Here is a 25,108-nt window from a genome sequence, read left to right as displayed (position 1 = left end):
GGACCATCCCGAGGAAGCGGAGCCGATGCCCCCACAGAACACCAGCGCCGGGAAGCAGGGCACCGACAGCCCCCGCGCGCCCCTCCACGCTCTCGACGGCCTTGACGCCCTCGACGCGGAACTGGTCCGGGCGGCGGCGCACGTCGCCCGCACCCGCTGCCGGGGCGACGCGCACACGATGGCGGCGGCGGGCCGGGGCCGCGACGGCCGGATCGTCACCGCCGTCAACGCCTACCACTTCACCGGAGGCCCCTGCGCCGAACTGGTCCTCATCGGCGCGGCGGCGGCCCAGGGCGTCCACGACCTGGAGACGGTCGTCGCCGTCGGCGACCGCGAGCGCGGCGTCGTCCCCCCGTGCGGCCGCTGCCGCCAGGTCCTCCTCGACTACTTCCCCGACCTCAGGGTCCTCGTGGGCGCGGCCGACCGCCTCCGCGCCGTCCCCGTCGCGGACCTCCTGCCCGAGACGTACGTCTGGGCCGACCACCAGCTCCCCGCGGAGTGACGGCCGGGCGGGGCCCCGTCACTCCGGGCGGCTGAAGCGGCGGGCCGCCCACACCAGGGCCAGCGCGCCCACGGCCAGGAGGAGGCCCGCTTCGAGCGGGAGGGGCGGCCGGCGGCCCGCCCACTCGACGCCGCCGGCCGCCGCCTGTTCGGGAACCCGCAGGGTGATGGAGCGGCGCAGGACGTCCACGCCGTACGCGAGCGGGTTGGCGGCGGCGAGCCCCTGCGCCCAGCCGGGCAGGGACGCCAGGGGGAAGAAGCCGCCGGAGAGGAAGAGCAGCGGCATCATCACCACGCCCAGCAGCGTGTGGAAGGTCTCCGGGCTGCGCAGCCCCACGGCCAGCGCCAGGGACAGCGCGGTGAGCGTGAAGGAGATGAGGACCATGCCGCCGAGGAGCAGCGCGAGCAGCACGGGGTCGTACGGCAGCCCGACCGCCCCGGCCAGACCGAGGAGGACGGCGCCCTGCACGGTCGCCACCAGCGTGCCGCCCGCGCAGCTGCCCAGCAGCAGCGTGGACCGGCTGACCGGGGCCATCAGCAGCTCGCGCAGATAGCCGCTCTGACGGTCGGTGATCAGCCGGATGCCGACCATGATGGCCGGCGTCTGCACGGTCATCATCAGCATGCCGGGGAAGAGGTACGCCTGGTAGCCGACCCCCAGCGAACCCGCCGGGATGAGCGCCGCCAGACCTCCGCCCAGGATGAACAGGTACAGCACCGGGTGGAGCAGCATCAGCGCGGTGGGGACCCGCTGGCGGGCGAGCCGGAGCAGATCGCGGTGGACCAGGGCGTGGACCGCGCGCAGTTCGCGCCGCAGCCGGCCCGTCCGGCGCGGTTCCGTCGTGCTGTCGGCGGGCGTCGGCAGGGTGAGGGCCGTCATCGGCCGCCTCCGGTTCCCGCGGGGCCGGTGATGCTGCGGCCGGTGTGGTGGAAGAAGACGTCGTCGAGCGTGGGCGGGGTCGCGGACGCGGCGTGCACGGCGATCCCGTGGACTTCAAGGGCCGCGCACAGACGGGGGATCCACGTGCTGCCGTCCGGCACCCGCAGCCAGACGCCGTCCGCGTCCACGTGGACGGTCCGCTCGGGAGGCACGAGCAGCCCCGCGATCCGGCGGGCCGCCCCGTCGTCGCTGGTGCGCAGCACCACCCGGTCGTCGCCGATCGCCGCCTTCACCTCGCCGGGCGTGCCGCCCGCCACCAGCCGGCCCCGGTCGATGATCGCCAGGCGGTCGCAGTGCTCCGCCTCCTCCAGGTAGTGGGTGGTGACGAAGAGCGTGCTGCCGTCCCGGTCGCGCAGCGCCCGCAGGTGCTCCCAGATCCGGGCGCGCGCGTGCGGGTCGAGGCCGGTGGTCGGCTCGTCCAGGAACAGCACGCCGGGGGAGTGCAGCAGCTGCCGGGCGATCTCCAGGCGCCGCCGCATGCCGCCCGAGAGGGTGCGGACCGGGGAGCGCCGCCGGTCGGCCAGGTCGGCGAGCTCCAGCACCTCGGCGGTGCGCCGGCGGACCTCCGCGCGGCGGAGCCCGTACAGGCGGGCGTGGACGCGGAGGTTCTGCTCGGCCGTCAGGTCCGGGTCGAGGGCGCTGTGCTGGAAGAGGAGGCCGACCCGGCGCCGTACCCGCTCGGGCTCGGCCAGGACGTCGGCGCCGGCCACGGTGGCGCGGCCGGAGGTGGGGCGGGCGAGGGCGCACAGGAGGGCGATCGTGGTGGACTTCCCGGCGCCGTTCGGCCCGAGGAAGGCGAAGGTCTCGCCCCGGTGCACGTCCAGGTCCAGGCCGCTCACCGCGTGGGTGGTGGTGCCGCCCGGACCGGGGTAGCTCTTGACCAGCCCCCGCGTGCTGATGGCGAGTGCGGGATCGCGGGCGTCGGCGCGTGGCGCCGGTGCGGGCGCGGGCGTGCCGGCGGGCTCGTGGTCACGGGCGTGGAGCTGCATGGGGCACGTCCTCGTCCAGGGGTCGCCGTCGATGGCCGGCCGGGGGCACGGGGAGGCGACGGGAGCGGCGCCTTCCGCGCCCCCGGCCGGCCGGGGGGCCTCACTCCGGCCGGTGACTGCCCCGGGACAGCAGCCGGCCGGAGGAGGCGGTGCGCGCTACGCGCAGCTGATGCCGATACAGACGGTGTTCAGGAGCGTGAGCAGGCCGACGCACTCGCAGGTCGCGGCGAAGGGCGCTCCGTCGACACCGACCGGGTCGGTCTCCGGAAGGGCGTGCAGGCGGGCGAGCAGTTCGAGGTCCTGGTTCTCCATGGCATTCTCCTTCTCAGTGAGGCGGCGGCAGGCTCTCTGCCGCTCAAACCGGCTGCTGGACCATCCAGTGCCGGGGCTCTAGGGGATGGCGGACCCGCAAAAGGAACGCCAGGATTCCGGCGGAGCCGTCGCTCCAGCCCGTCGAGACGTCCCCGTACTCGTTGGGGAAGACGACGTGGCCGCCGCGGCGGGCCCCTTCGGAGACGATCAGACGGGCCAGGCCCTCGGCGCTCGCCCGGTGGGCCAGGTCGCCGGTGGCGTCGGCCAGGTCGAGGAGCAGGTCGCCGTTACCGGCCAGACCGTGGCACTGGGTGAGGGCGGCCCGCGAGGCCCGCTCCACGACCGCCCGCGCCGAGCGGCGGGCGAGGCCGCCGAACCGGTCGTCCCCGGTCGCCAGGCCGAGCCGCACCAGGAACGAGCCGATGCCGGCCGAGCCGTGGCACCAGTACGGGGCCGTGGGGACGTCCCCGGCCTGCGCGGGCCACTGGGCCGCGCCGCCGACGTCCACGGCGTGCGCCACCAGGTGCTCGCCCGCCGCCACGGCCAGGTCCAGGTCCTCCGCGCGGCCCGTCACGGACGCCGAGGCGAGGAGGAAGCAGCCGATGCCGGACGTGCCGTGGGCGAAACCGAGGTACCGCTTGCCCGCCTCCTCCGCGACGGCCTCGGCCGGGACCGGCCAGCTCGCCCCGGGCCCGTCGCGGCGCGCGGCGGACCTCAGCCGGTCGGCCGCCTCGGCCACCACCTCGGCGAGACGGGGGTCACCGGAGCGCCGCCACAGGTGGACCGCGGCGAGTCCGCCGCCCGCCGTGCCGTGGGTGATGTCGTGGCTGGGCGTCGGCTCCTGGGCGGCCAGGGCCAGGGCCAGCGCGTGGTCGGTGAGCTCCCGGTCGTCGAGAGCGCGCCCCGCCTCGTACAGCGCCCAGGCGGTGCCCCGGGCGCCGAAGTGCAGACCGGGCCGCGCGCCGGCCGGGTCGGTGCGGTCGGCGATCCAGCGGCCGGCGGCGGACAGCACCGCCGGCACTGCCGGATCGCGGGTGAGCGCGAAGTACCGCGTCAGCACGGCCAGCACGCCGGCCGCGCCCTGCTGCACGGTGCAGGGATCGGTCTCGCCGGCCCGGGTCGAGACGGGCCACAGCCGGTCGCCACCGGGCGTGAACGTGTCCACCAGGTGCCGCACGATGCCGGCGACGGCGGCCTCGATCGGGTCGCCGGACGGCTCGTGGCCGGCGACGGCGGCCACGGTCGGGTCGCCGGACGGTTCGTGGTCGGCGACGGGGGCCTCGATCGGGTCACCGGCCGGCTCGTCTCCGGTGCGCGCGGCACCGCGCGGCGCCGGGCGGGCGGTCCGCAGGGCCTCCCGGGCCCCGGCCGGGGCCCACCGCTCGGCCGGATCGTCCCGCATCAGCCCGAGAATCAGCTCCCGCATGCCGTCCGGGAGGGGTACGGAGGCGGTACAGGCGGTCAGCCAGGCGGCGAGCCGCTGCTCCGCCGGCCGGTCCGCCGGCTCCTCGTCCAGCAGGTTCGGCACCTTGCCCGTCAGGACGAAGCACACGGTCGCGCCGAGGCTGTAGGCGTCGCCGGACGGGGCGACCGGAGCGTCCAGCAGGCGTTCGGGGGCGCTGAAACCGGGCGTCCCCACCCGGGTCGGCAGCGGGGTGTCCTCCGCCAGGACGGCGAGCTCCAGGTCGATGAGGCGGAGTTCGCCGTCCGGGCGGACCATCACGTTGCCGGGCGTGAAGTCCCGGAGCACACAGCCTCGGGCGTGGGCGGCCGCCACCAGGTCGATCAGCCGGGACACCTGCTCCGTCGCCTCGGCGAGGTACCGCTCGGCGCCGACGTCACGGAAGCGCTCGGCGACCCAGGTGCGCAACGGGACGCCCGGCACCTCCTCCTGGGCCAGGAAGAGGTGCCCGCCGTGCTCGAACAGCGCGAGCGGCTCCGGCGCCAGGCCCGTGCCCCGCAGCTTCTCCAGCACCCGCGCCTCGGCTCGCAGCCAGTCACGGACGTCAAAGCCGGAGGCGTCGCCCTCCACGTGCGGCCGGGTCTCCTTGATGACGACCGGGGCGCCCGTGCGGACGTCGCTGCCCCGGTAGACACCGCCCTTGTTGGTGTGCCGGATCGCCTCCCGTACCGAGAACCGGCCGCCGAGCACCACCGGACGGGTCTCCGTGCCCGCCGGGCGCGCCGCGCCGGGCACCGGGGCGGGGAAGGGGCTGACCGCCCACTCCGGCGGCGTGTACGCGCCGGTCCGCCGGTCCTCCACCGGGTTCCCGTCCGGGTCCTCGAAGTACCAGACCAGCAGGCCGTCCGCGGACAGCCGGCGCCGGGCGACGAAGGCGCCGTACCGGTAGTGCACGAGGCTGTCGACGGCGTACTGCTGGTCGGACAGGATCCGCGGCCCCGCGAGACCCGCCGTCGCCCGGTGCAGCTCCCCGGCGAGCCGGGCCGCGTCGGCGTCCGAGCGCGGGTACACGGTGACGAACTTGCCGGAGCTCCCGCGCGGCGTCGCCCGGGAGTTGAGCGCGCTCACCCGCTCCAGCGACCGGGCGAACTTGAACCCCGACGCGTCCGGCAGCAGCACCTCCAGGGCCTTCGCCAGAACGGCCGGCGCGGACGCGGCCGTCGCCGACAGGTGCAGCTTCCAGCCCTGCCGGCGCTGCTCGCCGGAGCGCGGTGCCACCCGGCACCACAGGTCGTCCGACGCGGTCGTCCAGCGCTCGCCGGTGCCCGTGGCACGCAGCTCGCGATGGAGGAGGTCTTCCAGTACTGCCTCGGTGGCGTGGCTCGTCATGCCCATCCCTCTCAACGGCGAGAACCGCTGGCGGGAACGTGCCCGACGCACGTGCCGACCCCACCTGCCCACCCCCGTATTCACCGGTTCCGGCGAGCGCGCACCGCAGGAGTCCCACCGGGAGGCGCGCCCGGCGCGCAAGGGGCGCACTGAGGCTCGCTCAGGGGCGGCAGCGGGAGGGGGCCAGGGGTGGCAGCGGGCGGGGTCCGCTTGACCTTGACACGGTGACAAGCCTTTGACTGCCGGTCGAGGAGGTGGTCCCGATGACCATGACGGAGCAGGAGCAGGGACGGGGACGCGGGGTGGAGCGGGACGCGGAGGTCCTGCGGGTCGTGCGAGCCCTGGAGGACGGGCGCTCGTCCGTGCGGCTGCGGGCCGCGATGGCCGCCGGAACGGCGCCCGACGCCCGGCTCGTGGACACCCTCGTCGAGCGGTGCGCGGTCGAGCCCGAGTTCTTCGTCCGCGACATGCTGACCTGGGCCCTGACCCGGCTCCCCGCCGACCTGACGCTCCCCAGGATGCTCCAGGAGCTCCGCTCGGAACGGGCCCAGGCGCGGAGCCAGGCCCTGCACACGCTCTCGAAGCTCGGCGACCGGCAGGCATGGCCGGCGATCACGCGCGGGCATCTGACCGACCCGGACGACGAGGTGGCGCGGGCCGCGTGGCGGACGGCGGTGCTGCTCGTGCCGGACGGGGCCCAGGGCCCCCTCGCCGAGGTCCTCGCCACGCAGCTGGGCCGCGGCGGGCGGGACACGCAGCTCAGCCTCAGCCGCGCGCTGATCGAGCTGGGCGACGTGATCCTGACGGTCCTGAACGGTGCCGCGCGGGACCCCGACCCGGACGTCCGCGCGCACGCGCTCGCGACCGAGCGGATCCTCGCCGACCCCGACACCGGCTTCGCGTACGCGATCGAGGAGGCGAAGCGCGTCGTGGCGCTGGGCGGGTCCGGGCAGGCGGGAGACTAGGTCCTCCGCCCGGGGCGTACCCGTGGGAACCGGAGGAACGAGAGGACGTGGGCGTGCTGATCGGGGAGGTGGCGCGGCGCTCCGGCGTCAGCGCCCGCATGCTCAGGCACTACGAGTCGCTCGGTCTGGTGCGGCCCTCGGGCCGCACCGGCTCCGGATACCGGGAGTACCGGGACGACGACATCCGGCGGATCTTCCACATCGAGAGCCTGCGCTCGCTCGGCCTGTCGCTGCGGGAGATCGGGCGTGCCCTCGACGACCCCGGTTTCACCCCCGCACAGCTCGTCGGCGACCTCATCGACCAGACCCGCGCCCGCATCGCCGCCGAGACCGAACTGCTCACCCGGCTCCGCCGCCTCGACGCCACCGCACCCTCCAGCTGGGACGACGCCCTCCGGGTCGTCGCGCTCCTCCAGGCGCTCGGTTCGGCCAGCAGGGACATCCGGCAGCGGGCCGTCCTGTCGTCGGCCGACGGGGTTCCCGTACCGGTGGAGGCACTGGTCGAGGCCGCGCTCGGCGAGACGGAGACCAATGTCGCCGGCGCGCTCCGCTGGGCGCTGGTCCGCTCGGGCGACGGCGGCCCCGCGCTCCTCGCACGGGCCCTCGCCGCCCCCGCGCCGGAGGTGCGTGAGCGGGCCGTCCTGGCCCTCGCCGCTCTCCCGGGCGACGACGCCACGGCCCGGCTCCGCGACGCCCTCGGCCACTCCGATCCGGTGGTCCGCGGCCGGGCGGCCCTGGCCCTCGGCACCCGTGGCGTGCCCGAGGCGATCCCGGAGCTCGTCGCGATGGTCGCGGACGGCCGGAACGACACGGACGCGGCCGACGCACTCGCGGCCCTCGCGCGCGCCGCCGAGGGTCCTGGCGAGGACACCCCGTTGGCCGGCGGTCCCGGCGACGGCACGCAGACGGCTGCCAGTCCTGGCGACGACACGGACATGCCCGCCGGTCCCGGCGACCACCCTCACACGGCTGCCAGTCCTGGCGATGCCACGGACATGCCCGCAGGTCCAGGCGACCACCCTCACACGGCTGCCAGTCCTGGCGATGCCACGGACATGCCCGCCGGTCCAGGCGACCGCCCTGACACGGCTGCCAGTCCTGGCGACGACACGGACATGCCCGCCGGTCCCGGCGACGGCACCGCCATGGACGCGGCGGACGCCATTGCTGCCCGGCTCGTCGCCCGTCTCGCCGACCCCGCCACCGCGCCCGCGTCCCGGGGCCGCCTCACCCAGGCCCTCGCCGACATCCCCGGCCCCGTCGCCTCCCGCGCCCTCGCCGGTCTGACCGAGGACGAGGACCCGGCCGTCTCCCTGACCGCCACGTACCTCCGCCGCCTCCGCGACCTCCGCGACCCCCGCTGACCGCCGAGCCCGCCCCCCGGCCCGTACCCGAGCGGGCGCCTCACCCCACCACCGCGGTGCCATGCTCCCAGGCGAGGTGCCCGGACGCGGCGAGGGAGTCGAGGAAGTCCGGCGCGTCGAAGAGTTCGCCCGCGGAGGCGACGCCGGTCGTGCGGGTGCGTCCCGTGAGGATCCGGTGGACCGCCTCGACCGCGAGCGGCGCCGTCACGGCGTAGATGTCCTGGCCGGTGGCGACGGCGCGCCGCTCCGTTTCGCCGGAGCGCACGACGACGTCCACGAGGAAGGTCTGCGCGGACCGGCCCCGCGCGTCGACCGCCGTCGGGGCCGGAGTGTCCGCGCCCGTGACGCCGCCGGCCGCCTCGGTGGACATGTAGGTCCGCACGGTGGGGACGGAGAGGTGGCTCGGGAGGGTCACGACGTCGGCCATCGTGAACTCGCCGACGACGGACCGGGGGCCCATCGGCTCGGGGAACGGCCACGTCAGTGTCGGCAGCGCGTCCGTGTGGTACTCCAGCCTCCCCTGGGTGAAGCGGACCCGGCGGCCCCCGCGCCGCTCCGCCGACACCTTCCCGGCCAGCCGAGTCCCCTCGGTGGGCTGCCAGCCGCTGAGCCCGTACGCGATGTGGGCCTCGTCCGCCGTCGTGAGACCGCCGAGCGCGGCGGTGGCCAGCAGGTCGCCGAGACCGCCGTAGAAGGCCATCGCGGGCAAAACCACCGCGCCCGCCGTCTTCGCCCGGTCCGCGAACCGCGCGAACGTGTCGGCGTTGGCCTCGATCTCGGCCGCCACGTCGACGTACGGGATCCCGGCCCGCAGCGCCGCCTCGATCACGGGGGCGGCCGTCGTCGCGAACGGCCCCGCCGCGTTGACGACGGCGTCGGCGCCGGCGAGGGCCCGGTCGAGCGCCACCGGGTCGTCGACCGGCGCGGGACGCACGTCAAGTCCTGGGTACCGTGCGGCCAGTGCCTCCAGCTTCCGCCGGTCACGCCCGGCCAGGACCGGGACGAACCCGCGCTCCCGCAGGTGCGCCACCACGAACCGACCCGTGTGTCCGTAAGCGCCGTACACCGTCACCGTCTGTCCCGCCGCCATGAGGTCTCTCCCTGTTCCCGTGCCGCGTCCGACGTCCTCGCCGCGTCCGATCGAGCACCCCCATCCTGGAATGGTTGAACAGGCAACGGTGAGTGTCGGAAACGACGTGCCCCGTACACTTCCGGACATGCCCTCAGTCGCCCTGGCCGTCACCGACGGGATGCTGCACTTCGAACTGGCCGTCGCCCAAGAGGTGTTCGGATCCGCTCCCGACGCGGTGGGCGTCCCCTGGTACGACCTGACCGTCTGCGGGCCCGGCCCGGTGCCCTTCGGTCCGTTCCGCCTCGCACCCGACCACGGTCTCGACCGGCTCGCGGACGCCGGCACCGTGGTCGTCCCCGGCTGGGCCGACGTCGACGTCGAGCCGTCCGCCGAACTGGTCGGCGCGCTGCGCGCGGCCCACGCGGCGGGCGCCCGGATCGTCTCCCTGTGCACGGGCGCCTTCGTGCTCGCCGCCGCCGGGCTGCTCGACGGCCGGCGCGCCACCACCCACTGGGCCCACGCCGACGCGCTGGCCGCCCGCCACCCCGAGGTGGAGGTGGACCCCGACGTGCTCTACGTGGACGGCGGCAGCGTCCTCACCTCCGCCGGCAAGGCCGCCGCGCTCGACCTGTGCCTGCACGTGGTCCGTCTGGACCACGGCTCCGCCGTCGCCAACGCCGTCGCCCGCAGGCTCGTCGTGCCGCCGCACCGCTCGGGCGGTCAGGCGCAGTTCGTCACCGCCCCGGTACCGGCCCAGGACGACCACCCGCTCACCGCCCTGTTCCCCTGGATCGTCGAGCGCCTCGACCGGCCGATGACCGTGGAGGACCTCGCCCGCCGGGCCGGCCTGAGCTCGCGCCAGCTGACCCGCCACTTCCGCGCGGCGACCGGCACCACCCCGCTCCAGTGGCTGCTGGCCCAGCGGATCCGCCGGGCCCAGGAGCTCCTGGAGCGGACCGACGACGGCGTCGACGCCATCGCCGCGGCCACCGGCATGGGCACCGCCACCACCCTGCGCCGGCACTTCAACCGGACGCTGGGGGTGCCCCCGGACAGTTACCGGCGGACCTTCCGCACCCGGACGGGCGCCATGACCCCGGTGTGACCGGTTCACGGCGCCCGCGGGGCCGGTGTCAGTGGGTGAGGATCCCGGGGTCGGTCACCCCCTCCGCGCCCGTCTCCACGTGCCCGGCCAGGCGGCGTACGTAGTCGGCGTGCGCGGCCGAGGTGACGGTGACGTCGTACCACCGGCCGGAGTCCGTGAGCGGCACCGTGTGGGTGACCGTCGCGCCCCGGGCCACCGTCAGCGTCCGCGGACCGCCCGCGTAGGCGTGGGTGACGGTCACCGTCGTCGTCGGTCCCGCGTTGGTGAAGGTGAGGTCGAGGGCGCCCGTGGCGGCGTTGTGACGGGCCGTCACCTCGGGGACGGCGGTCTTGCCGGGGGAGCGGAAGCGGCGCAGGAAGCCGTTGGGGCCGTGCACGGTGAGGTCGGTGGTGCCCTTGGAGTACTTGGTGTTCCAGGTGTCGGCGATGGACTTGCCCGCCGCCGCCGTGTAGGTCCAGGGGGCGTCGGTGCGGTTCGCGGAGGTCACGTAGAACTGGGCGCCGGCGGCCGGGCCGCCGCTGAAGGCGAGCCGGAAGGTGCCGGCCGCGGTGTCGGCGGAGCCGTCCACGTACGGGGCGTACTTCAGCGGCCGGGTGGGCTTGGCGCCGTGCTCCTGGCGGGGCATGGTGCCGACGGCGGGGGCGGTGGCCGGGAAGTCGGGGTGCCGGTCGCGGTCCGGCGGGTAGTAGCCGCTGGTGGGAGGCAGCGAGACCGGCCCGGTCTGCGCGCGGGTGAAGTCGAAGGCCGAGGTCAGATCGCCGCAGACGGCACGCCGCCAGGGGGAGATCTGCGGCTCCTGGACGCCGAAGCGGCGCTCGATGAAGCGGATCACCGAGGTGTGGTCGAAGGTCTCGGAGCAGGTGTATCCGCCGGTGGACCAGGGCGAGACGACGAGCATCGGGACGCGCGGCCCGAGGCCGTAGGGCCCGGCGACGTACCCGGCCTTGCCCGGGAAGTGGTCGAGCGCGGTGGGGGTCGTCGACAGGCCCTGCGCCGCCGAGGCGGGGACGTACGGCGGGACGACGTGGTCGAAGAAGCCGTCGTTCTCGTCGTACGTGATGAAGAGCGCCGTACGCGCCCACACGTCGGGGTTGGACGTCAGCGCGTCGAGGACCTGCGCGATGTACCAGGCGCCGTAGTTCGACGGCCAGTTGGAGTGCTCGGAGAACGCCTCGGGGGCGGCGATCCAGGAGACCTGCGGCAGCCGGCCGGCCTGCACGTCGGCGCGCAGGCGGTCGAAGTAGCCTTCTCCCGCCTTGGCGTTCGTGCCCGTCCGGGCCTTCTCGAAGAGCGGGTTGCCGGGCTGCGCGTTGCGGTAGGTGTTGAAGTAGAGCAGCGAGTTGTCGCCGTAGTTGCCGCGGTACGCGTCGTTGATCCAGCCCCAGTGTCCGGCGGCGTCCAGGCCGTCGCCGATGTCCTGGTAGACCCGCCAGGAGACCCCGGCCGCCTCCAGCCGCTCGGGGTACGTCTTCCAGCCGTAGCCGGCCTCGGCGTTGTTGAGGACCGGGCCGCCGCCGGTGCCGTCGTTGCCGGTGTGACCGGACCACAGGTAGTAGCGGTTCGGGTCGGTCGAGCCGATGAACGAACAGTGGTAGGCGTCGCAGATGGTGAACGCGTCGGCGAGCGCGTAGTGGAAGGGGATGTCGTCCCGGGTGAGGTACGCCATCGTCGCCTTGGACTTGGCCGGTATCCAGTTGTCGTACCGGCCCTTGTTGAAGGCGCTCTGGCCGCCCGCCCAGTCGTGGTTGAGCCCTTGGAGGAACTCCATCCCGAGCTTGGCGCTCTCCGGCCGGAACGGCAGCGTCACCTTCGAGCCGTCGGACTGGTTCCACACGGACTTCCCGCTGGGCAGGGTGACCGGCCGGGGGTCGCCGAAGCCGCGGACGCCCTTCATCGACCCGAAGTAGTGATCGAAGGAACGATTCTCCTGCATCAGGACGACGATGTGCTCGACGTCCTGGAGCGTGCCGGTGGAGCCCTGTGCGGGGATGGCGGCGGCGCGGGCGATGGACTCGGACAGCGCGCTGAACGCGACGGCACCACCGGCGAGCTGAAGGAACCTGCGGCGATCGAGGTCGGCCATGGGGGAGTGGTCCTCCGGAACTAGAACGGACGAAACGGGACAGCGGGGCGAAACGTCGGGCGGGACGGCGACGGAGCGGCGGCCGGGGCCCGGCGCTGAGCGCCCCAAGAAGAGCGCCCGAGAGCCACCGCTCCACGACCGTCCCGTGACTTCCCGCTGTACACCCGGGAAAATCCCCCGCACCAAGGGAACCCGCCGGCACGGCGGCGCCCGAAACCTCGCCCGGGAAGACCGGGCCCGCCTTTTCGATTCCTCGTCGGCGAGGGCGTGGTGCGCAGCGCCGCCGACGTGGCCGGAATCCGCTACTGCGCCGGGGCCACCTCCGACGGCGGGAACACCTACAACGTGGTGGACGTCGGACTGGCACCCGGCGTGCCCGCCCCGGACGCCTCGCTGGAGCGGAAATCGTCGGGCACGCCCTACGCTCCGGACTGCTGCCCCTGCGAGAGCGGACTGACCCTCGTCGGCTTCCTGCGCGGCGCCTCGATGAACGTGTACGCGGGCGAGGAACGGATCACGCCGGAGCGCGAAGGGCCGGGGTGACCGACACGGTGGCAGTGGTGGCGTTCCGACCGGCGTTCGGATAAACCCGTGGAGTGCTGTTTCGTCAACTGGAGTACCTGGTCGCCCTCGCCCGCGAGCGCCACTTCGCCCGTGCCGCCCAGGCGTGCTACGTCTCCCAGCCCGCGCTGTCCGAAGCGATCCGGAAGCTGGAGGACGAGCTCGACGTCTCCCTCGTGCGGCGCGGCCGCACCTACGAGGGGCTGACCCCCGAGGGCGAGCGGATCGTCCTCTGGGCGCAGCGGATCCTGGCCGACCGCGACTCCCTCAAGAGCGAGGTCGACGCCCTGCGGACCGGACTCAGCGGCCGGCTCCGGATCGGCGCGGTCCCGACCGCCTCGGGCGCGGTCGCCCTGCTGACCGGCCCCTTCTGCGGCCGGCACCCGCTCGTCACCGTCGAGTTGAGAGCGGATCTGCGCTCCGAGGACATCCTCCGGCAGCTCCAGAACTTCGAGATCGATGCCGGAGTGACGTATCTGCACCGCGTCCGGGAGGGCTTCAGGACGGTTCCGCTGTACGAGGAGCGGTATGTGCTCCTCACCGAGGACTCCTCCGCCGACGGCCTCGGCAGCCGCTCCGAGGCCACCTGGGCGGAGGCGTCCCGGCTCCCGCTCTGTCTCCTGGCCGAGACCATGCAGGGGCGGCGGGTGCTCCAGGAGGTGTTCTCCGAGGCGGGGCTGCGGCCGTCGCCGCGGGTCGAGACCGACTCGGTGGCCGCGCTCTTCGCCCACGTCCGCACGGGCCGCTGGGCCACCATCGTGCCCTCCGCCTGGCTGAACGTCTTCGGGGTGGCGAGCGGCATGCGGGCGGTGCCGATGGCGGCGCCCTCCCGGCCCGTCACCGTCGGCCTGGTGACCCTCGCGCGCGACCCGGGCCCGGTCATGGCCCGTACCCTCATGGATCTCGCCCGCACCGCCGGCGTCACCGCCGCCTTCGACCGGCTGTCCGGATCCGCCGCGCCGGGGCACTGACCCGACACGGCCGGCTCACAGATGGGCGTCGACCAGTTCCCGCAGCGCGGTCGGGGACATCGGTCCCGTGCCGTGGGCGACCGCCGCCCCGTCCTTCAGGAGGACGTACGACGGGGCGCCGGCGACCTCGTGCCGCCGGGTCGCGTCGGGGCAGCGCGTGATGTCGGTGCGCACGACCGTCAGCCGGTCCGCGTACGCGTCGGCGAGCTCGCCCACGACGAGGTCCATCTCCCGGCAGGGCTCGATCGCCTTGGGCCACGTCCCGATGAAGTACGCGAGCACGGGGACTCCGCTCATCCGCAGGATGAAATCGAACTCCGCGTCCTCACGGGGCTGGTGCACCCGCTTCGCCATGCACGCTCCTGACCTCGTGTTCCGTCGTTCCGCCCTCATCATCCCCCGCCTGGTGCGGAACGGCCGCGCCGTCGGCGTGGCGGAGCTCCTCCAGGAGTTCGCGCTGGCCGACGAGCAGCTCGGTGAGGATGCGCCGCGCCGCCTTCAGGAGGTCCGCCACGTCGCCGCCGGCGAGGGCGTAGCTGACGGTGGAGCCGTCGCGGATGGAGATGACGATGCCGGAGCGGCGCAGCACCGCGAGCTGCTGGGAGAGGTTGGACGGCTCCACCTCGATGTCCTTGAGCAGCTCACGGACGGGCAGGGGGCCGTGCTGGAGCAGTTCCAGCACCCGGATCCGGACGGGGTGCCCGAGCATGCGGAAGAACTCCGCCTTGGCCTGGTACAGCGGCACCTGCATGCGACGACACTCCCCCCGGATCGACTCCCCGGACGACGACGGCCCGACCGGCCGGATCCTTGATCATCCCTGATCCACGGACGGCCGTCATTCTCGCCTGTCCCGGCTCCGGCCCACCCTCGACTGATCACTTTCAGATGTGCCGACTTGAAGACTTCTTCAACTGGTGGGCGTGCGGAGCCGGGCGGCGGGACGAGGACTACAGCTCCAGCTCCGCCTCGATGCGCCTCAGCTGGTGCCGGGCCATGGCCAGATTGGCCCTGTCCTTGTCCAGGACCATGTAGAGGAACAGGCCGTTGCCGCCCCGGCTCTTGATCAGCCGGATCAGGTGGTACTGGGTACCGAGGGTGATCAGCATGTCCTCGATGCCGTCGTCGATGCCCAGCATGTCCATGGTCCGCAGCTTGGCCCGGATCACGTCGGTGTTGCCGGCCGCCGCGACGGTCAGGTCGAGGTCCTTGCCCCCGCCCAGCGTGCCGAGCGCCATGCCGCTCGTGTAGTCGACAAGGGCGGCCCCCACACTGCCCTCGATCGAGGTCATCGCCTCCTTGAGAGACGTCTCCACACTCGCCATCCGTACTGCTCCCTCGGTCGGTGATCGCGTTCGTCCTCCACTAGACACCAAGTGCGCCGGGAGCGAGGCGCTTTCGCGGAAGACGATGCCCCGGGCATAGGACATCAGGCCACTGTCCTATCGTGGGCCGATGAGCGCACACCCCATCGACCGCCCGGCCGACCTCGACGAGGTACGCGAGTCCTACGACCGGGTGGCGGACAACTACGCCCACATGATGACGACGACGGGCATGGGCGACATCCGCGTCCACCCGTGGCTCAAGGCGTCCATCGACGCCTTCGCCGACAGCGTGGGCGACCTCGGCCCCGTCCTCGACGTCGGCTGCGGGCCGGGCACCGTGACCGGCTACCTCGCCGAGCGCGGCCTCGACGTGTCCGGAGTGGACCTCTCGCCCCGGATGATCGAGAACGCGCGCCGCCTGTACCCGGAGTGCCGCTTCGCGGTCGCCTCCGCCACCGAACTCGCCCTCGACGAGGCGTCCCTCGGCGGCGTGCTCGGCTGGTGGTCGCTCTTCAACCTCCCCCGGGACGTCCTCCCGCAGGTCCTCGCCTCCTTCACGCGGGCCCTGAAGCCCGGGGGACACCTCATCACCGCGACCCACGTCGGGGACGGGGACCTGCTCCGCACCGAGGCGTACGGGGGGGTGCCGGTGCGGTGGACGACGCACCGGTGGCGGCCGGAGCAGTTGGTGGAGCTGGTCGAGCGGGCCGGACTGCGCACCGTGGCCGAGCTGCGGCTCCCCGCGGACGAGTTCGCCGGGCCGGGTGTCGTCGTGATGGCCAGGAAGCCCGACTGAGGCTCAGGCGGGGCTGCGGCGGGGGCCGTTGTCAGTGGTGCCCACTAGTTTCGGAGGTGTTGCAGGAGATCGTTCCGACAGGGGGCTTCGATGACATACGACCAGGTGGGCACCGCGCTGCGGGTGGTACTGACGGACGTCAGCGAGGGAGTGGTGGAGGCGTGGCGGGCGGCCTTCGCCGACGTGCCCGGCATCGAGATCCGGCGGGGTTCGATCCTCGACGAGGACGTGGACGCCTGGGTCACGCCGACGAATTCCGCCGGCCGGATGGACGGCGGTGTCGACGCGGCGATCAAGCGCCACCTGGGGGCGGGCATCCAGCTGCGGGTGCGGCAGGCGATCCGTGACCGGTTCGCCGGGAGCATGCCGGTCGGCAGCGCCGTGTGCGTCCCGTCGGGGGCGACGGTGCCGCGTTTCGTGATCTCGACCCCGACCATGGTCGCCTCCTCGCAGAACGTGAGCGAGACGCTGAACGTCGCCATGGCCTGCGCGGCGGCCTTCCAGGCCGTGCACCGGCAGAACCGGAAGGCGCCGGGCAGCATCCGGTCGGTGGCCCTGGTCGGGATGGGCGCCCGAACCGGCCGCGTCCCGGCCCGGGTCTGCGCCAACCTGATGTGGACCGGATACACCCTCTTCCACGACCACTGGTTCGAGGACGACGACGAGCTGCGCGCGACCATCACCTCGCAGCTCGCCGGCATCGAGCAGAGGCCGCACACGACGCGGGTACGGATCACACCGCCCGAGGGAGCTCCGGCCAAAGGAGCCGCTGCCAAAGGAGCCGCTGCCAAAGGGGCAGGCGGCAAAGGAGCAGCCGGCAAAGGGGGGTCCGGCAAAGGAGCCGCTGCCAAAGGAGCAGTCGGCGAAGGAGCTCCAGCCAAAGGGTGCGCCCACTGCGCCTGAGCAGGCCGAACCGTCCGCCGGCGACACCCAGGCCGGGGGCACGGCCGCCGGTGCCACACCCGCCGGGGACACGGCCGCCGGCACCTCCGACCCCGCAGGTACGACCACCGGGAGTTCCCCCGCCATGAGCGCAGCGACCACGACCGCCACCCCCCAGCCCGACCCGAACGACCCCCTGGCCCTCGCCGAGCTCTTCACCGGGGGAGGCGAGCCCTGGCTGCCGGTCCTGAAGCCCGTCATCGAGGCCCGGCCGGACGCGGACCGGTTCATCGGACCGGGCCGCAGCCCGCAGGTCGTCCCGGTCCGCGAGCTCACCTTCCAGGCGCTCAAGCCCCATCCGCCGCACAAGTGGAAGGTCGTCGTCTTCGGGCAGAACCCCTACCCGCGGCCGGAGAGCGCCACCGGCATCGCGATGTTCGACAACACCTTCAACGACTGGAAGGACAGCCAGTTCGGACGGGTCGTCAGCATCCGCTGCCTCATCAAGGCGGCGGCGATGTGGAAGTACGGCATCGTCAAGAAGACCCCCATCGCCGAGATCCGCGCCCTCCTGAAGGAGCGGGACACGGTCCAGCCGCCCGAGTGGTTCCAGGCCATGCTCACCCAGGGCGTCCTCCTGCTCAACGCCTCGCTGACGGCCAGCGCGGACGGCGCCATGGGCACCGACCTGCACACCGGCTTCTGGCGGCCCGTCTCCGAGCGGATCGTCGAGGAGATCCTGCGCGCCAAGCAGGACGCGGAGGACCCGGAGGACCGGGGCGTCGTCTTCGCCTGGTGGGGCGCCCACGCCCGCAGCCTGAAGCGGACCGTGCAGCGGCTGGAGAAGAAGTACCCCGGCGTCGAGGTCCGCCACCTCGACCACGCCAACCCGGCCGCCCAGGGCGACCTGTTCTGCGACGGCGACCACCTCGCCACCGTCAACGACGCCCTGATGTCCCTCGGCGCCGACGCCGTCGACTGGCTGCCGAGCAAGGGCTGGAACCAGCCCCCCGCCGGTGCCGGCAAGGGCACCGCGGGCGGCGCCGGGGGCCAGGACGACGACGTCGCCGCCCGGATGGGCGCCTTCATCGCCTCGACCATGGAGCTCCACCAGCTGTACCTGGAGCGGCTCACCAGCGTCCGCGACGAGGGCCACGTCCTGCCCCCGCTCACCGGCGTGTTCGACACCCCGCTGATGCCCTTCGAGGAGGCCGTCGCCCCGGTCGCCCAGGTGCTGCGCGGCCTCGGCGGGCACATCGACCGCTCCCGCGAGTTCGGCAAGCGGCGTGCCGACGAGCAGGCGGGCGGCGGACTCTCCGCCGACGCCATCGCCGCGCTCTTCCTGTACACCTGCGAGTCCGGCTTCTACCGGAACATCAACGCCGTCCTCCGCTCGCCGGACCGCGCCCGCGTCGTCCCCTACCTGCCCTACCTGCGCCTGCTCTTCGCCGCGGTGGAGTCGCTGCCCGCCCGGACCGAGCCGCTGTGGCGCGGCGTCGCCCTGGACCTGCGCGGCCAGTACCCCGTCGGGGAGACGGTCACGTGGTGGGGCGTCTCCTCCTGCACCTCCGAGCTGGGCGTGGCCCGCTCCTTCCTCGGCAGCCGCGGCAAGCGGACCCTGTTCGAGGTCACGCCGGCCCGGGCGGTGGGCATCCGCAGCTTCTCCGCCTTCACCGGCGAGGAGGAGTACATCCTGGCCCCCGGCACCCAGCTGGAGGTCACCGACGTGAAGGCCGAGCGCAGCGGCCTCTGCACGGTGAAGCTGCGGGAGGTGGACACCCGGCTCGTCTCCTGACGCCCCAGGGCCCCCGGGTGCCGCCGCCCGGGGGCGCCCGTCAGCCCACCCGGGCCGGGGCGGCGAGCGCCGCGCGCGCCGCGGGCTCGGCCGCGGCCCGGTCCTCGGGGACCAGGCCGATCCGGGTGCGCCGGTCCAGGACGTCGGAGACGTCGAGCGCGCCCTCGTGGCGGACGGCCCAGACCAGTTCGGCGCCGGTGACGGGGTGACCGGGGACGACGGGCTCGGCGAGCGCGGGGTCCCGGAGGCCGAGGGCGTGGACGGCCGGGGCCTCGGAGCCGTACCGGTGCACGAGCCGGGCCGGTACGTCGAGCCCGGCGAGGACGCGCGGCGCGGCGGCGCCGACCAGGGGGAGGGACGCGGTGCGGCACGGGCCGGCGTCCAGGGCCCGGGCGGCGACGGCGGCGTCGACGGCGTCCTGCGCCATCCGCCGGTAGGTGGTGAGCTTGCCGCCGACGACCGTGACGATGCCCTCGGGGGAGGTGAGGACCGCGTGGCGGCGCGAGATGTCGGCGGTGCGGCCCGAGGCGTCCGTGGTGTCGAGCAGCGGCCGGAGCCCCGCGAAGGCCCCGACGACGTCGGACCGCTGGAGGGACACGTCGAGCGCGGAGCCGAGCACGTCGAGGAGGAAGCCGATGTCCGTCTCGGGGACCTCCGGCACGTCGGGCACGTCGCCGTCGACGGGTTCGTCGGTGAGGCCCACGTAGACGCGTCCGTCGCCCTGGGGGAGGACCAGCACGAAGCGGTTGGTCTCGCCGGGGATGGGGATGTGCAGGCCGCTGGAGAGCCGGCCCAGGTCCTCGGCGCGCAGGACGAGATGGGTGCCGCGCGAGGGCCGCAGCCGGACGTCGTCGACGAGGCCGCCGGCCCACACCCCGGTCGCGTTGACGACGGTGCGGGCGCGGACGCGGAGCGTCTCGCCGGTGGTCTCGTCGCGGACCAGAGCCCCGTCGCCGTGGAGTTCGAGGGCGCGGGTCCGGGTGAGGATCCGGGCGCCGTGGGCCGCCGCGGTGCGCGCGATCGCGGTCACGAGCCGGGCGTCGTCGGAGAGCCGGCCGTCCCAGGAGAGGAGGCCGCCGCGCAGCCCGGTGGACCGGAGGGCGGGGGCGAGGTGCCGGGTCTCGACGGCGGAGAGGGTGCGCGGCCGGGGCAGCGTGCGGCGCGAGGTGCGGGCGCCGACCCGCAGCAGGTCGCCGGCGAGGAACCCGGCCTGCGCGAGGGCGGCCTGGCCGCGGCTCACCAGCGGGGTGAGCGGCAGCACGAAGGGCTGGGCGCGGACGAGGTGGGGGGCGGTGCGCTCCATCAGGACGCCGCGTTCGACGGCGCTCTCGTGGGCGACGTCGAGCTGGCCCGAGGCGAGGTACCGCAGGCCGCCGTGGATCAGCTTGGAGCTCCAGCGCGAGGTGCCGAACGCGAGGTCGTGGGCGTCGATCGCGGCGACGCTGAGCCCGCGGGTGGCGGCGTCCAGCGCGGCGCCGGCGCCGGTGGCGCCGAGGCCGACGACGAGGACGTCGAGGACGCCGTCGGATCCGCCTGACGCACCGGACGCACCGGATCCGTCGGCGAGGCGCTCCAGTTCGCGTCGGCGCCGCTCGGCGTCGAGGGAGGAGCCGGGCAGGGCGATGCCGCTCGTGGGGTTCACGGGGTGAGGGTCCTCTCCAGCAGGGTGCGCAGCTCGCCGAGGAAGGCCGCTTCGCTCAGTTCGGGATCGGTCTCGTCGGTCATGGTCCGCAGCGACAGCGTGAAGGACTGGACGACGAGGAGCAGGGACCGCGCCTGGAGGTCCGCCCGGGCGCGGCGGACCGAACCGTCCTCGTGGCCGTCCTCGAGCGCGGTGTGGAGGAGGCCGAGGAGGGCGTCCTGGCTCGCGCCCCGCCGGTCGAGGATGTACGGCAGCAGCAGTTCCGGATCGACGTCGATGATCTTGTGGAAGAGCGGGTGCGCCCGGAAGGCGGCGGCGCCCGCGACGAGCCCCTCCACGATGCGCTCCCGCTCGGGCCGCGTCTCGTCGGACGGGGGCATGGCTCCCGCGGCGACGCCGATCCACTCACGGGTCATCAGGTCGCCGACCAGGCTGCGCACGTCGGGCCAGCGCCGGTAGAGCGTCATCCGGGACACCCCCGCGCGCCGGGCGACGTCGGTGAGGGTGGTTCGCCGTACGCCGACGGCGAGCACGCAGTCGCGTGCGGCGTCGAGCACGGGATCTGCGTCTGCATGGTTGTGACGAATGGGCGTCATCTGTCACAGTGTAATACCCGGACGGGCCGAGCGGCAGTCCAGCCGCGAACGCTCCGCGAGCCGCCCGCCGGCCGTCCACGGGGAACCACCCGCCGGCCGGCCCGCCGGCCGGCACCCGAACCAGCCCGTGCACCAGACCGTGAGGAACCCTCGAAGTGGATATGTTGTGGAGCGGCTGGGGCGACCCGGCCAAGGCGGCACCCCTGCCCGACGCGGTCACCGGCCTCCTGCGCGACCTGCTCGGCGTCACCCCCCGCGACGGCGGCCCCACCGGGCTCGCCGCCGTCGAAGCCCCGGCCCCGGCCCTCGCCGACGAGGCCCGCGCCGCGCTGCGTACCGCCGTCGCCGCCCCTGACGGCCTGCGGGAGGACGCCGAGAGCCGGATCCGCCACACCCGCGGCAAGTCCACCCCCGACCTGCTGCGCATCCGCGCCGGCGAGGTCGAGGACATCCCCGCCGCCGTCGTGCTGCCCGCCGGACACGACGAGGTCCTCGCGGTGCTGAGCGCCTGCGCCGACCACGGCCTCGCCGCCGTCCCCTTCGGCGGCGGCACCTCCGTCGTCGGCGGCCTCGCGCCCGCCACCAAGCGCCCGTTCGTCGCCCTCGACCTGCGCCGCATGGACCAGCTGCTCGCCGTCGACGAGGTGTCCCGCACCGCGACGCTCCAGCCCGGCCTGCGCGGCCCCCGCTGCGAGGAGCTGCTCAACGCCCAGGGCTGGACCCTCGGCCACTTCCCGCAGTCCTTCGAGTGGGCCTCCGTCGGCGGCTTCGCCGCGGCCCGCTCCAGCGGCCAGGCGTCCGCGGGGTACGGCCGCTTCGACGAGATGGTCCTCGGCCTCACCGTCGCCACCCCCGAAGGCACCCTGGAGACCGGCCGCGCACCCCGCTCCGCCGCGGGCCCCGACCTCCGCCAGCTGATCCTCGGCTCCGAGGGCGCCCTCGGCGTCATCACCGCCGTGACCGTCCGCATCCGGCCCCTGCCGGCCCGGCGGATCTACGAAGGGTGGCGCTTCGCCTCCTTCGAGGCCGGCACGGCGGCGCTGCGCCGCCTCGCCCAGGACGGCCCCCGCCCCACCGTGCTGCGGCTCTCCGACGAGTCCGAGACCTTCGTCGGCCTCGCCCAGCCGGACGCCATCGGCAGCACCGAACTCCCGCAGAACCCCGGCTGCATGGCGATCGTCGGATACGAGGGCACCGAGGCGGAGACCGAGGCCCGCCGCGCCGCCGCCCGCGAGGTCCTCCTCGCCTGCGACGGCGAGTACCTCGGCGAGGAGCCCGGCGACCGCTGGGAGCACGGCCGCTACAACGCCCCCTACCTCCGCGACGCCCTCCTCGACGCCGGCGCCTTCGCCGAGACCCTGGAGACGGCCGCCTTCTGGTCCGCGATCCCCGGTCTGTACGCGGCGGTCCGCTCCGCGCTGACGGAGACGCTCACCGAGGCGGGGACCCCGCCGCTCGTCATGTGCCACATCTCGCACACGTACGAGAACGGCGCCTCGCTCTACTTCACCGTCGTCTCCGCCCAGGGCGAGGACCCCGTGGCCCACTGGGCCCCGGCGAAGCGGGCGGCCAACGACGCCATCCTGGCGGCCGGGGGTACCATCAGCCACCACCACGGCGTCGGCACCGACCACCGCGACTGGTACGTCGAGGAGATCGGCCCCCTGGGCATCCGCATGCTCCAGGCCGTCAAGGCCGAGATCGACCCCTCCGGAGTGCTCAACCCCGGAGTCCTCGTCCCCGTCCGCTGACCCCCTCTCCTGCCGCCCGGAGGTCTCACCCATGCGACAGTTCACCGCAGTCGTCAACCCCACCGCAGGGGGTTCCAGCGGTACGGCCGGCCTGCTCCCGCTGGCCCGGCTGCTGCGGGAGGCGGGCGCCCGGCTCGACACCGTCTACAGCCGCAGCCTGGAACACGCCCGCGAACTCGCCCGGGACGCCGGAGCCCGGGGCCACGTCGTCCTCGCCGTCGGCGGGGACGGCATGGCCGGCGGGGTCGGCGGCGCGCTCAGCGGCACCGACACCGTGCTCGGCCTGGTGCCCGCCGGGCGGGGCAACGACTTCGCCCGCGCCCTGGGCCTGCCCACCGACGCGCCGGGGCTCGCCGCCGTCCTGCTCCACGGCGAGCCGCGCGCCGTCGACACCATCGAGGTCGAGTCCGCCGCGCACGCCAGGACCTGCGTCCTGGGCAGTGTGTACGCGGGCGTGGACGCGGTGGCGAACCGGCACGCCAACGACTCCCGGATCCTCCGGGGCGCCGCCTCGTACTACGCCGGCGGCCTGCGGGCCGTTCTGGCCTGGAAGCCCGCCGACTACCGCATCACCATCGACGGCGTACGCCACGAACGCACCGGCTACACGGTCGTCGCGGCGAACTCCGGCTTCTACGGCTTCGGGCGGAAGATCGCGCCGGGCGCCCGGGTCGACGACGGGACGCTGGACGTCGTGGTGATACGGCAGGCCCCGAAGCGGCTCTTCTTCGCCATGATGAACGAGCTGAAGACGGGCGCCCACCTGGACCGCCCCCAGGTGGAGGTCCTGCGCGGCAAGGAGATACGCATCGAGGCCGACCGCCCCCTGCCGTACGGCGCCGACGGCGAGGTGGACGCGACCCTGCCGGTGACCCTCCGGGTCCAGCCCGCCGCGCTCCGGGTCCTGGCCTGACCCCGGGCGCGACGGGAGCCCGAACGGATTCCGGGCGCGACGGGAACGGATCCGGCACGCGACGGGAACGGATCCCGGGTGCGACGGCAGCGGGAACGGAACCCGGCCACGAGCCGGGTTCCGTTCCCGCCGGGGCCGCCGGCGGCCCGGCTACGCGCCGCCGGCGCCCGGCGTCGCCGCCCGGCCCAGCCCGCCCGAACTGCCCGGCCCGCCCGAACTACCCGGCCCTCCCGGCCCGCCAGGACCGGCGTCGGGCACGGTGATCGCGCCGGAGGGGCAGACGCCGGCGGCCATGCGCGCGGCCGCGCGGTCGCCGGCAGCCGGCTCGGCCTCAAGCAGGAGGACGAGCCCGTCGTCGGGGTCCTGGTCGAAGACGGCGGGCGCGGTCATCGCGCACATCCCGGCGCCGATGCACCGCTCCCGGTCGACGGACAGCCGGTTCGCGCCCGTCACTTCGCGTCCCAGGTGACCGGAAGGCTCTTCACCCCGAAGATGTCCGCGCTCTCCGGGCGGAGCGCGACCTCCTCGGCCGGCACGGCGAGCCGCAGCGTGGGGAAGCGCTCGATCAGCGCGCGGAACGCGACCCGCATCTCGATGCGGGCCAGCTGCTGCCCGAGGCACTGGTGGATGCCGTGGCTGAAGGCCAGGTGGCCGTCGAACGGGCGGCGGATGTCGAGCGCGCCGGGGTCGGTGAACCGCTCGGGATCGCGGTTCGCGGTGTGGTACGAGAGGACGACCGTCGTCCCTGCCTCGATGGTCTGCCCGCCCACCTCGACGTCCTCCAGGGCCGTCCGCATGAACGTCTTGGCCACGCTCAGGTACCGCAGCAGCTCCTCCACCGCCCCGTCGGTGAGCGAGGGGTCGGCGCGCAGGGCAGCCAGCTGCTCCGGGTTCTGGAGCAGCGCGAAGGTCCCGAGGGCCAGCATGTTCGCGGTCGTGTCGAAGCCGGCGGCCAGCAGGATCAGGCTGATCCCCTTCAGCTCCTCGTCGGAGAGGTCGCTGTCGGTGAGTTCGCTGAGCACGTCGTCGGTGGGGTGCGCGCGCTTGGCGGCCACCAGCCGTGCCAGGTACTCCTGGGTGGCCGTGTAGGCCGCGATGAGCTCCTCGTCGCTCACCTCCCCGCCCATGAAGGTGTCGATCTGCTGCTGGAAGGAGGCGCGGTCCTCGTACGGCACCCCCAGGATCTCGCAGATCACGATGGTGGGGATGGGCTTGGCGAAGGCGGTCACGAGGTCCGCCGTGGGCCCCGCCTCCGCCATGGCGTCCAGGCACTCGGCGGTGACCTGCTCGATCCGCTCGGTGAGCAGGCGCATCCGCCGCACGGTGAACTTGCCGACCAGCGGCTTCCGGTAGCGGGCGTGCTCCGGATCGTCCATCAGCAGGAACTCGCCCGGGGGCGCCGGCGGAATCTCGAAGTCGACCACGTTCAGCAGGTCCTTGCGCGAGCTGAACCGCGGGTCGGCGAGGACCGACCGCACCAGGTCGTACCCGGTGATCAGCCAGCCGGGCATGCCGCCGGGGTGGGTGAGCCGGCTGATCGGTCCGTGTTCCCGGGCGTCGAGCAGCTCGGCCGGCGGATCGAACGGACAGCCGGGCCGACGCTCCGTCGGCATCGCCGCGACGGTGTGGAGGGGTGCGCTCATGACCGGTCCTCATCTCGCGATATGACGTGTTTGATGTATTCCGAAAGCTACGTTGCGTTCACGAGATCGTCAATCGTCAATTCGTGAATGTGCAGGTAGAGAAGGGAA

Annotated in this window: 23 protein-coding genes and 1 pseudogene; 11 read left to right on the top strand and 13 right to left on the bottom strand. The window is 74.2% G+C overall.

From position 1 onward, the window contains the following. Positions 1-25: 25 nt before the first annotated feature. The gene (locus ACIGHB_RS19740; RefSeq protein WP_399914629.1) at positions 26-502 is read left to right on the top strand and encodes a cytidine deaminase; all 477 of its coding nucleotides are present in this window, start codon (positions 26-28) and stop codon (positions 500-502) included. 18 nt (positions 503-520) lie between these two features. On the opposite strand, the gene ACIGHB_RS19735 is transcribed toward ACIGHB_RS19740, so the two are convergent. The 4 genes from ACIGHB_RS19735 to lanL form a co-directional block, all read right to left on the bottom strand. Beyond that, positions 521-1,381 (bottom strand): ABC transporter permease, encoded by an 861-nt coding sequence (locus ACIGHB_RS19735; RefSeq protein ID WP_399914627.1) that lies wholly within the window; start codon positions 1,379-1,381, stop codon positions 521-523. Next, positions 1,378-2,430, bottom strand: coding sequence for an ATP-binding cassette domain-containing protein (locus ACIGHB_RS19730; RefSeq protein ID WP_399914625.1), 1,053 nt, complete (start codon positions 2,428-2,430; stop codon positions 1,378-1,380). Before ACIGHB_RS19730 ends, ACIGHB_RS19735 begins: the two co-directional genes overlap by 4 nt. Positions 2,431-2,586: 156 nt before the next feature. After that, on the bottom strand, positions 2,587-2,742 hold the full coding sequence (locus tag ACIGHB_RS19725; protein WP_189849959.1) for a VenA family class IV lanthipeptide: 156 nt from the start codon (positions 2,740-2,742) through the stop codon (positions 2,587-2,589). Positions 2,743-2,785: 43 nt separating this feature from the next. Then, positions 2,786-5,533: a class IV lanthionine synthetase LanL gene (lanL, locus tag ACIGHB_RS19720; RefSeq protein WP_399914623.1), complete on the bottom strand. Its 2,748-nt coding sequence runs from the start codon at positions 5,531-5,533 to the stop codon at positions 2,786-2,788. Positions 5,534-5,796: 263 nt separating this feature from the next. Here lanL and ACIGHB_RS19715 point away from each other — a divergent pair, with 263 nt between their 5' ends. Further along, positions 5,797-6,498, top strand: a complete 702-nt coding sequence (locus ACIGHB_RS19715; RefSeq protein ID WP_399914621.1) for a HEAT repeat domain-containing protein — start codon at positions 5,797-5,799, stop codon at positions 6,496-6,498. 53 nt (positions 6,499-6,551) lie between these two features. Then, a complete protein-coding gene (locus ACIGHB_RS19710) occupies positions 6,552-7,862 on the top strand; it encodes a MerR family transcriptional regulator (RefSeq protein WP_399914619.1) in 1,311 nt (436 codons plus the stop codon). Positions 7,863-7,902: 40 nt separating this feature from the next. On the opposite strand, the gene ACIGHB_RS19705 is transcribed toward ACIGHB_RS19710, so the two are convergent. After that, on the bottom strand, positions 7,903-8,952 hold the full coding sequence (locus tag ACIGHB_RS19705; protein WP_399914617.1) for a saccharopine dehydrogenase family protein: 1,050 nt from the start codon (positions 8,950-8,952) through the stop codon (positions 7,903-7,905). Positions 8,953-9,079: 127 nt separating this feature from the next. Between ACIGHB_RS19705 and ACIGHB_RS19700 the strand changes: the two genes are divergently transcribed. Further along, positions 9,080-10,039, top strand: coding sequence for a helix-turn-helix domain-containing protein (locus ACIGHB_RS19700; RefSeq protein ID WP_399914615.1), 960 nt, complete (start codon positions 9,080-9,082; stop codon positions 10,037-10,039). 28 nt (positions 10,040-10,067) lie between these two features. Here ACIGHB_RS19700 and ACIGHB_RS19695 read toward each other — a convergent pair whose 3' ends face one another. Next, positions 10,068-12,122 (bottom strand): phosphocholine-specific phospholipase C, encoded by a 2,055-nt coding sequence (locus ACIGHB_RS19695; RefSeq protein WP_399914613.1) that lies wholly within the window; start codon positions 12,120-12,122, stop codon positions 10,068-10,070. Between the two features lie 249 nt (positions 12,123-12,371). On the opposite strand from ACIGHB_RS19695, the pseudogene ACIGHB_RS19690 reads away from it, so the two are divergent. Both ACIGHB_RS19690 and ACIGHB_RS19685 read left to right on the top strand, forming a co-directional pair. Then, positions 12,372-12,524, top strand: a pseudogene (locus ACIGHB_RS19690) (sulfurtransferase FdhD); the annotation flags it as partial. Positions 12,525-12,718: 194 nt separating this feature from the next. After that, on the top strand, positions 12,719-13,654 hold the full coding sequence (locus ACIGHB_RS19685; protein WP_399914611.1) for a LysR family transcriptional regulator: 936 nt from the start codon (positions 12,719-12,721) through the stop codon (positions 13,652-13,654). A gap of 15 nt (positions 13,655-13,669) precedes the next feature. On the opposite strand, the gene ACIGHB_RS19680 is transcribed toward ACIGHB_RS19685, so the two are convergent. The 3 genes from ACIGHB_RS19680 to ACIGHB_RS19670 form a co-directional block, all read right to left on the bottom strand. After that, the gene (locus tag ACIGHB_RS19680; RefSeq protein WP_360317282.1) at positions 13,670-14,008 is read right to left on the bottom strand and encodes a thioredoxin family protein; all 339 of its coding nucleotides are present in this window, start codon (positions 14,006-14,008) and stop codon (positions 13,670-13,672) included. Next, on the bottom strand, positions 13,980-14,405 hold the full coding sequence (locus tag ACIGHB_RS19675) for an ArsR/SmtB family transcription factor (RefSeq protein WP_399914608.1): 426 nt from the start codon (positions 14,403-14,405) through the stop codon (positions 13,980-13,982). The genes ACIGHB_RS19680 and ACIGHB_RS19675 overlap by 29 nt, the downstream gene beginning before the upstream one ends. A 199-nt stretch (positions 14,406-14,604) precedes the next feature. Next, positions 14,605-14,979 (bottom strand): hypothetical protein, encoded by a 375-nt coding sequence (locus ACIGHB_RS19670; RefSeq protein ID WP_360317286.1) that lies wholly within the window; start codon positions 14,977-14,979, stop codon positions 14,605-14,607. Positions 14,980-15,109: 130 nt separating this feature from the next. Here ACIGHB_RS19670 and ACIGHB_RS19665 point away from each other — a divergent pair, with 130 nt between their 5' ends. The 3 genes from ACIGHB_RS19665 to ACIGHB_RS19655 all read left to right on the top strand — a co-directional run bounded on the left by ACIGHB_RS19665 (position 15,110) and on the right by ACIGHB_RS19655 (position 18,455). Beyond that, entirely contained in the window at positions 15,110-15,778 is a 669-nt protein-coding gene (locus ACIGHB_RS19665) for a methyltransferase domain-containing protein (protein ID WP_399914606.1), read from the top strand. A gap of 90 nt (positions 15,779-15,868) precedes the next feature. Next, a complete protein-coding gene (locus ACIGHB_RS19660) occupies positions 15,869-16,681 on the top strand; it encodes a macro domain-containing protein (RefSeq protein WP_399914604.1) in 813 nt (270 codons plus the stop codon). Between the two features lie 124 nt (positions 16,682-16,805). After that, the gene (locus ACIGHB_RS19655) at positions 16,806-18,455 is read left to right on the top strand and encodes an ADP-ribosyltransferase domain-containing protein (protein WP_399914602.1); all 1,650 of its coding nucleotides are present in this window, start codon (positions 16,806-16,808) and stop codon (positions 18,453-18,455) included. 40 nt (positions 18,456-18,495) lie between these two features. Here the strand turns inward: ACIGHB_RS19655 and ACIGHB_RS19650 are convergent, their stop codons facing one another. Beyond that, positions 18,496-20,097 (bottom strand): glycerol-3-phosphate dehydrogenase/oxidase, encoded by a 1,602-nt coding sequence (locus ACIGHB_RS19650; RefSeq protein WP_399914600.1) that lies wholly within the window; start codon positions 20,095-20,097, stop codon positions 18,496-18,498. Further along, on the bottom strand, positions 20,094-20,693 hold the full coding sequence (locus ACIGHB_RS19645) for a TetR/AcrR family transcriptional regulator (protein WP_360317297.1): 600 nt from the start codon (positions 20,691-20,693) through the stop codon (positions 20,094-20,096). Before ACIGHB_RS19645 ends, ACIGHB_RS19650 begins: the two co-directional genes overlap by 4 nt. 155 nt (positions 20,694-20,848) lie before the next feature. On the opposite strand from ACIGHB_RS19645, the gene ACIGHB_RS19640 reads away from it, so the two are divergent. Together ACIGHB_RS19640 and ACIGHB_RS19635 are read left to right on the top strand one after the other, a co-directional pair. Continuing rightward, the gene (locus ACIGHB_RS19640) at positions 20,849-22,444 is read left to right on the top strand and encodes an FAD-binding oxidoreductase (RefSeq protein ID WP_360317299.1); all 1,596 of its coding nucleotides are present in this window, start codon (positions 20,849-20,851) and stop codon (positions 22,442-22,444) included. A gap of 31 nt (positions 22,445-22,475) precedes the next feature. Continuing rightward, positions 22,476-23,357 (top strand): YegS/Rv2252/BmrU family lipid kinase, encoded by an 882-nt coding sequence (locus tag ACIGHB_RS19635; RefSeq protein ID WP_399914597.1) that lies wholly within the window; start codon positions 22,476-22,478, stop codon positions 23,355-23,357. A gap of 150 nt (positions 23,358-23,507) precedes the next feature. Here ACIGHB_RS19635 and ACIGHB_RS19630 read toward each other — a convergent pair whose 3' ends face one another. Further along, positions 23,508-23,810 carry a ferredoxin gene (locus tag ACIGHB_RS19630; protein ID WP_399914595.1) on the bottom strand — a complete coding sequence of 101 codons (303 nt, stop codon included), beginning with the start codon at positions 23,808-23,810 and terminating at the stop codon, positions 23,508-23,510. Continuing rightward, positions 23,807-25,000, bottom strand: a complete 1,194-nt coding sequence (locus ACIGHB_RS19625) for a cytochrome P450 (RefSeq protein WP_399914593.1) — start codon at positions 24,998-25,000, stop codon at positions 23,807-23,809. Before ACIGHB_RS19625 ends, ACIGHB_RS19630 begins: the two co-directional genes overlap by 4 nt. Positions 25,001-25,108: the final 108 nt, after the last annotated feature.

The organism is Streptomyces sp. NPDC085460, from assembly GCF_044541975.1.
Classification (GTDB): domain Bacteria; phylum Actinomycetota; class Actinomycetes; order Streptomycetales; family Streptomycetaceae; genus Streptomyces.
Note: the sequence above shows the minus strand (reverse complement) of the source record. Positions and strands in the feature narration are given on the sequence as shown.

What these genes read in the sequence shown, in the direction of transcription:
- ACIGHB_RS19740 (WP_399914629.1), top strand. Translation starts at nt 26, where the DNA reads ATGCCCCCACAGAACACCAGCGCCGGGAAGCAGGGCACCGACAGCCCC.
- ACIGHB_RS19735 (WP_399914627.1), bottom strand. Translation starts at nt 1,381, where the DNA reads ATGACGGCCCTCACCCTGCCGACGCCCGCCGACAGCACGACGGAACCG.
- ACIGHB_RS19730 (WP_399914625.1), bottom strand. Translation starts at nt 2,430, where the DNA reads ATGCAGCTCCACGCCCGTGACCACGAGCCCGCCGGCACGCCCGCGCCC.
- ACIGHB_RS19725 (WP_189849959.1), bottom strand. Translation starts at nt 2,742, where the DNA reads ATGGAGAACCAGGACCTCGAACTGCTCGCCCGCCTGCACGCCCTTCCG.
- lanL (WP_399914623.1), bottom strand. Translation starts at nt 5,533, where the DNA reads ATGACGAGCCACGCCACCGAGGCAGTACTGGAAGACCTCCTCCATCGC.
- ACIGHB_RS19715 (WP_399914621.1), top strand. Translation starts at nt 5,797, where the DNA reads ATGACCATGACGGAGCAGGAGCAGGGACGGGGACGCGGGGTGGAGCGG.
- ACIGHB_RS19705 (WP_399914617.1), bottom strand. Translation starts at nt 8,952, where the DNA reads ATGGCGGCGGGACAGACGGTGACGGTGTACGGCGCTTACGGACACACG.
- ACIGHB_RS19700 (WP_399914615.1), top strand. Translation starts at nt 9,080, where the DNA reads ATGCCCTCAGTCGCCCTGGCCGTCACCGACGGGATGCTGCACTTCGAA.
- ACIGHB_RS19695 (WP_399914613.1), bottom strand. Translation starts at nt 12,122, where the DNA reads ATGGCCGACCTCGATCGCCGCAGGTTCCTTCAGCTCGCCGGTGGTGCC.
- ACIGHB_RS19680 (WP_360317282.1), bottom strand. Translation starts at nt 14,008, where the DNA reads ATGGCGAAGCGGGTGCACCAGCCCCGTGAGGACGCGGAGTTCGATTTC.
- ACIGHB_RS19675 (WP_399914608.1), bottom strand. Translation starts at nt 14,405, where the DNA reads ATGCAGGTGCCGCTGTACCAGGCCAAGGCGGAGTTCTTCCGCATGCTC.
- ACIGHB_RS19670 (WP_360317286.1), bottom strand. Translation starts at nt 14,979, where the DNA reads ATGGCGAGTGTGGAGACGTCTCTCAAGGAGGCGATGACCTCGATCGAG.
- ACIGHB_RS19665 (WP_399914606.1), top strand. Translation starts at nt 15,110, where the DNA reads ATGAGCGCACACCCCATCGACCGCCCGGCCGACCTCGACGAGGTACGC.
- ACIGHB_RS19660 (WP_399914604.1), top strand. Translation starts at nt 15,869, where the DNA reads ATGACATACGACCAGGTGGGCACCGCGCTGCGGGTGGTACTGACGGAC.
- ACIGHB_RS19655 (WP_399914602.1), top strand. Translation starts at nt 16,806, where the DNA reads ATGAGCGCAGCGACCACGACCGCCACCCCCCAGCCCGACCCGAACGAC.
- ACIGHB_RS19645 (WP_360317297.1), bottom strand. Translation starts at nt 20,693, where the DNA reads ATGACGCCCATTCGTCACAACCATGCAGACGCAGATCCCGTGCTCGAC.
- ACIGHB_RS19635 (WP_399914597.1), top strand. Translation starts at nt 22,476, where the DNA reads ATGCGACAGTTCACCGCAGTCGTCAACCCCACCGCAGGGGGTTCCAGC.
- ACIGHB_RS19625 (WP_399914593.1), bottom strand. Translation starts at nt 25,000, where the DNA reads ATGAGCGCACCCCTCCACACCGTCGCGGCGATGCCGACGGAGCGTCGG.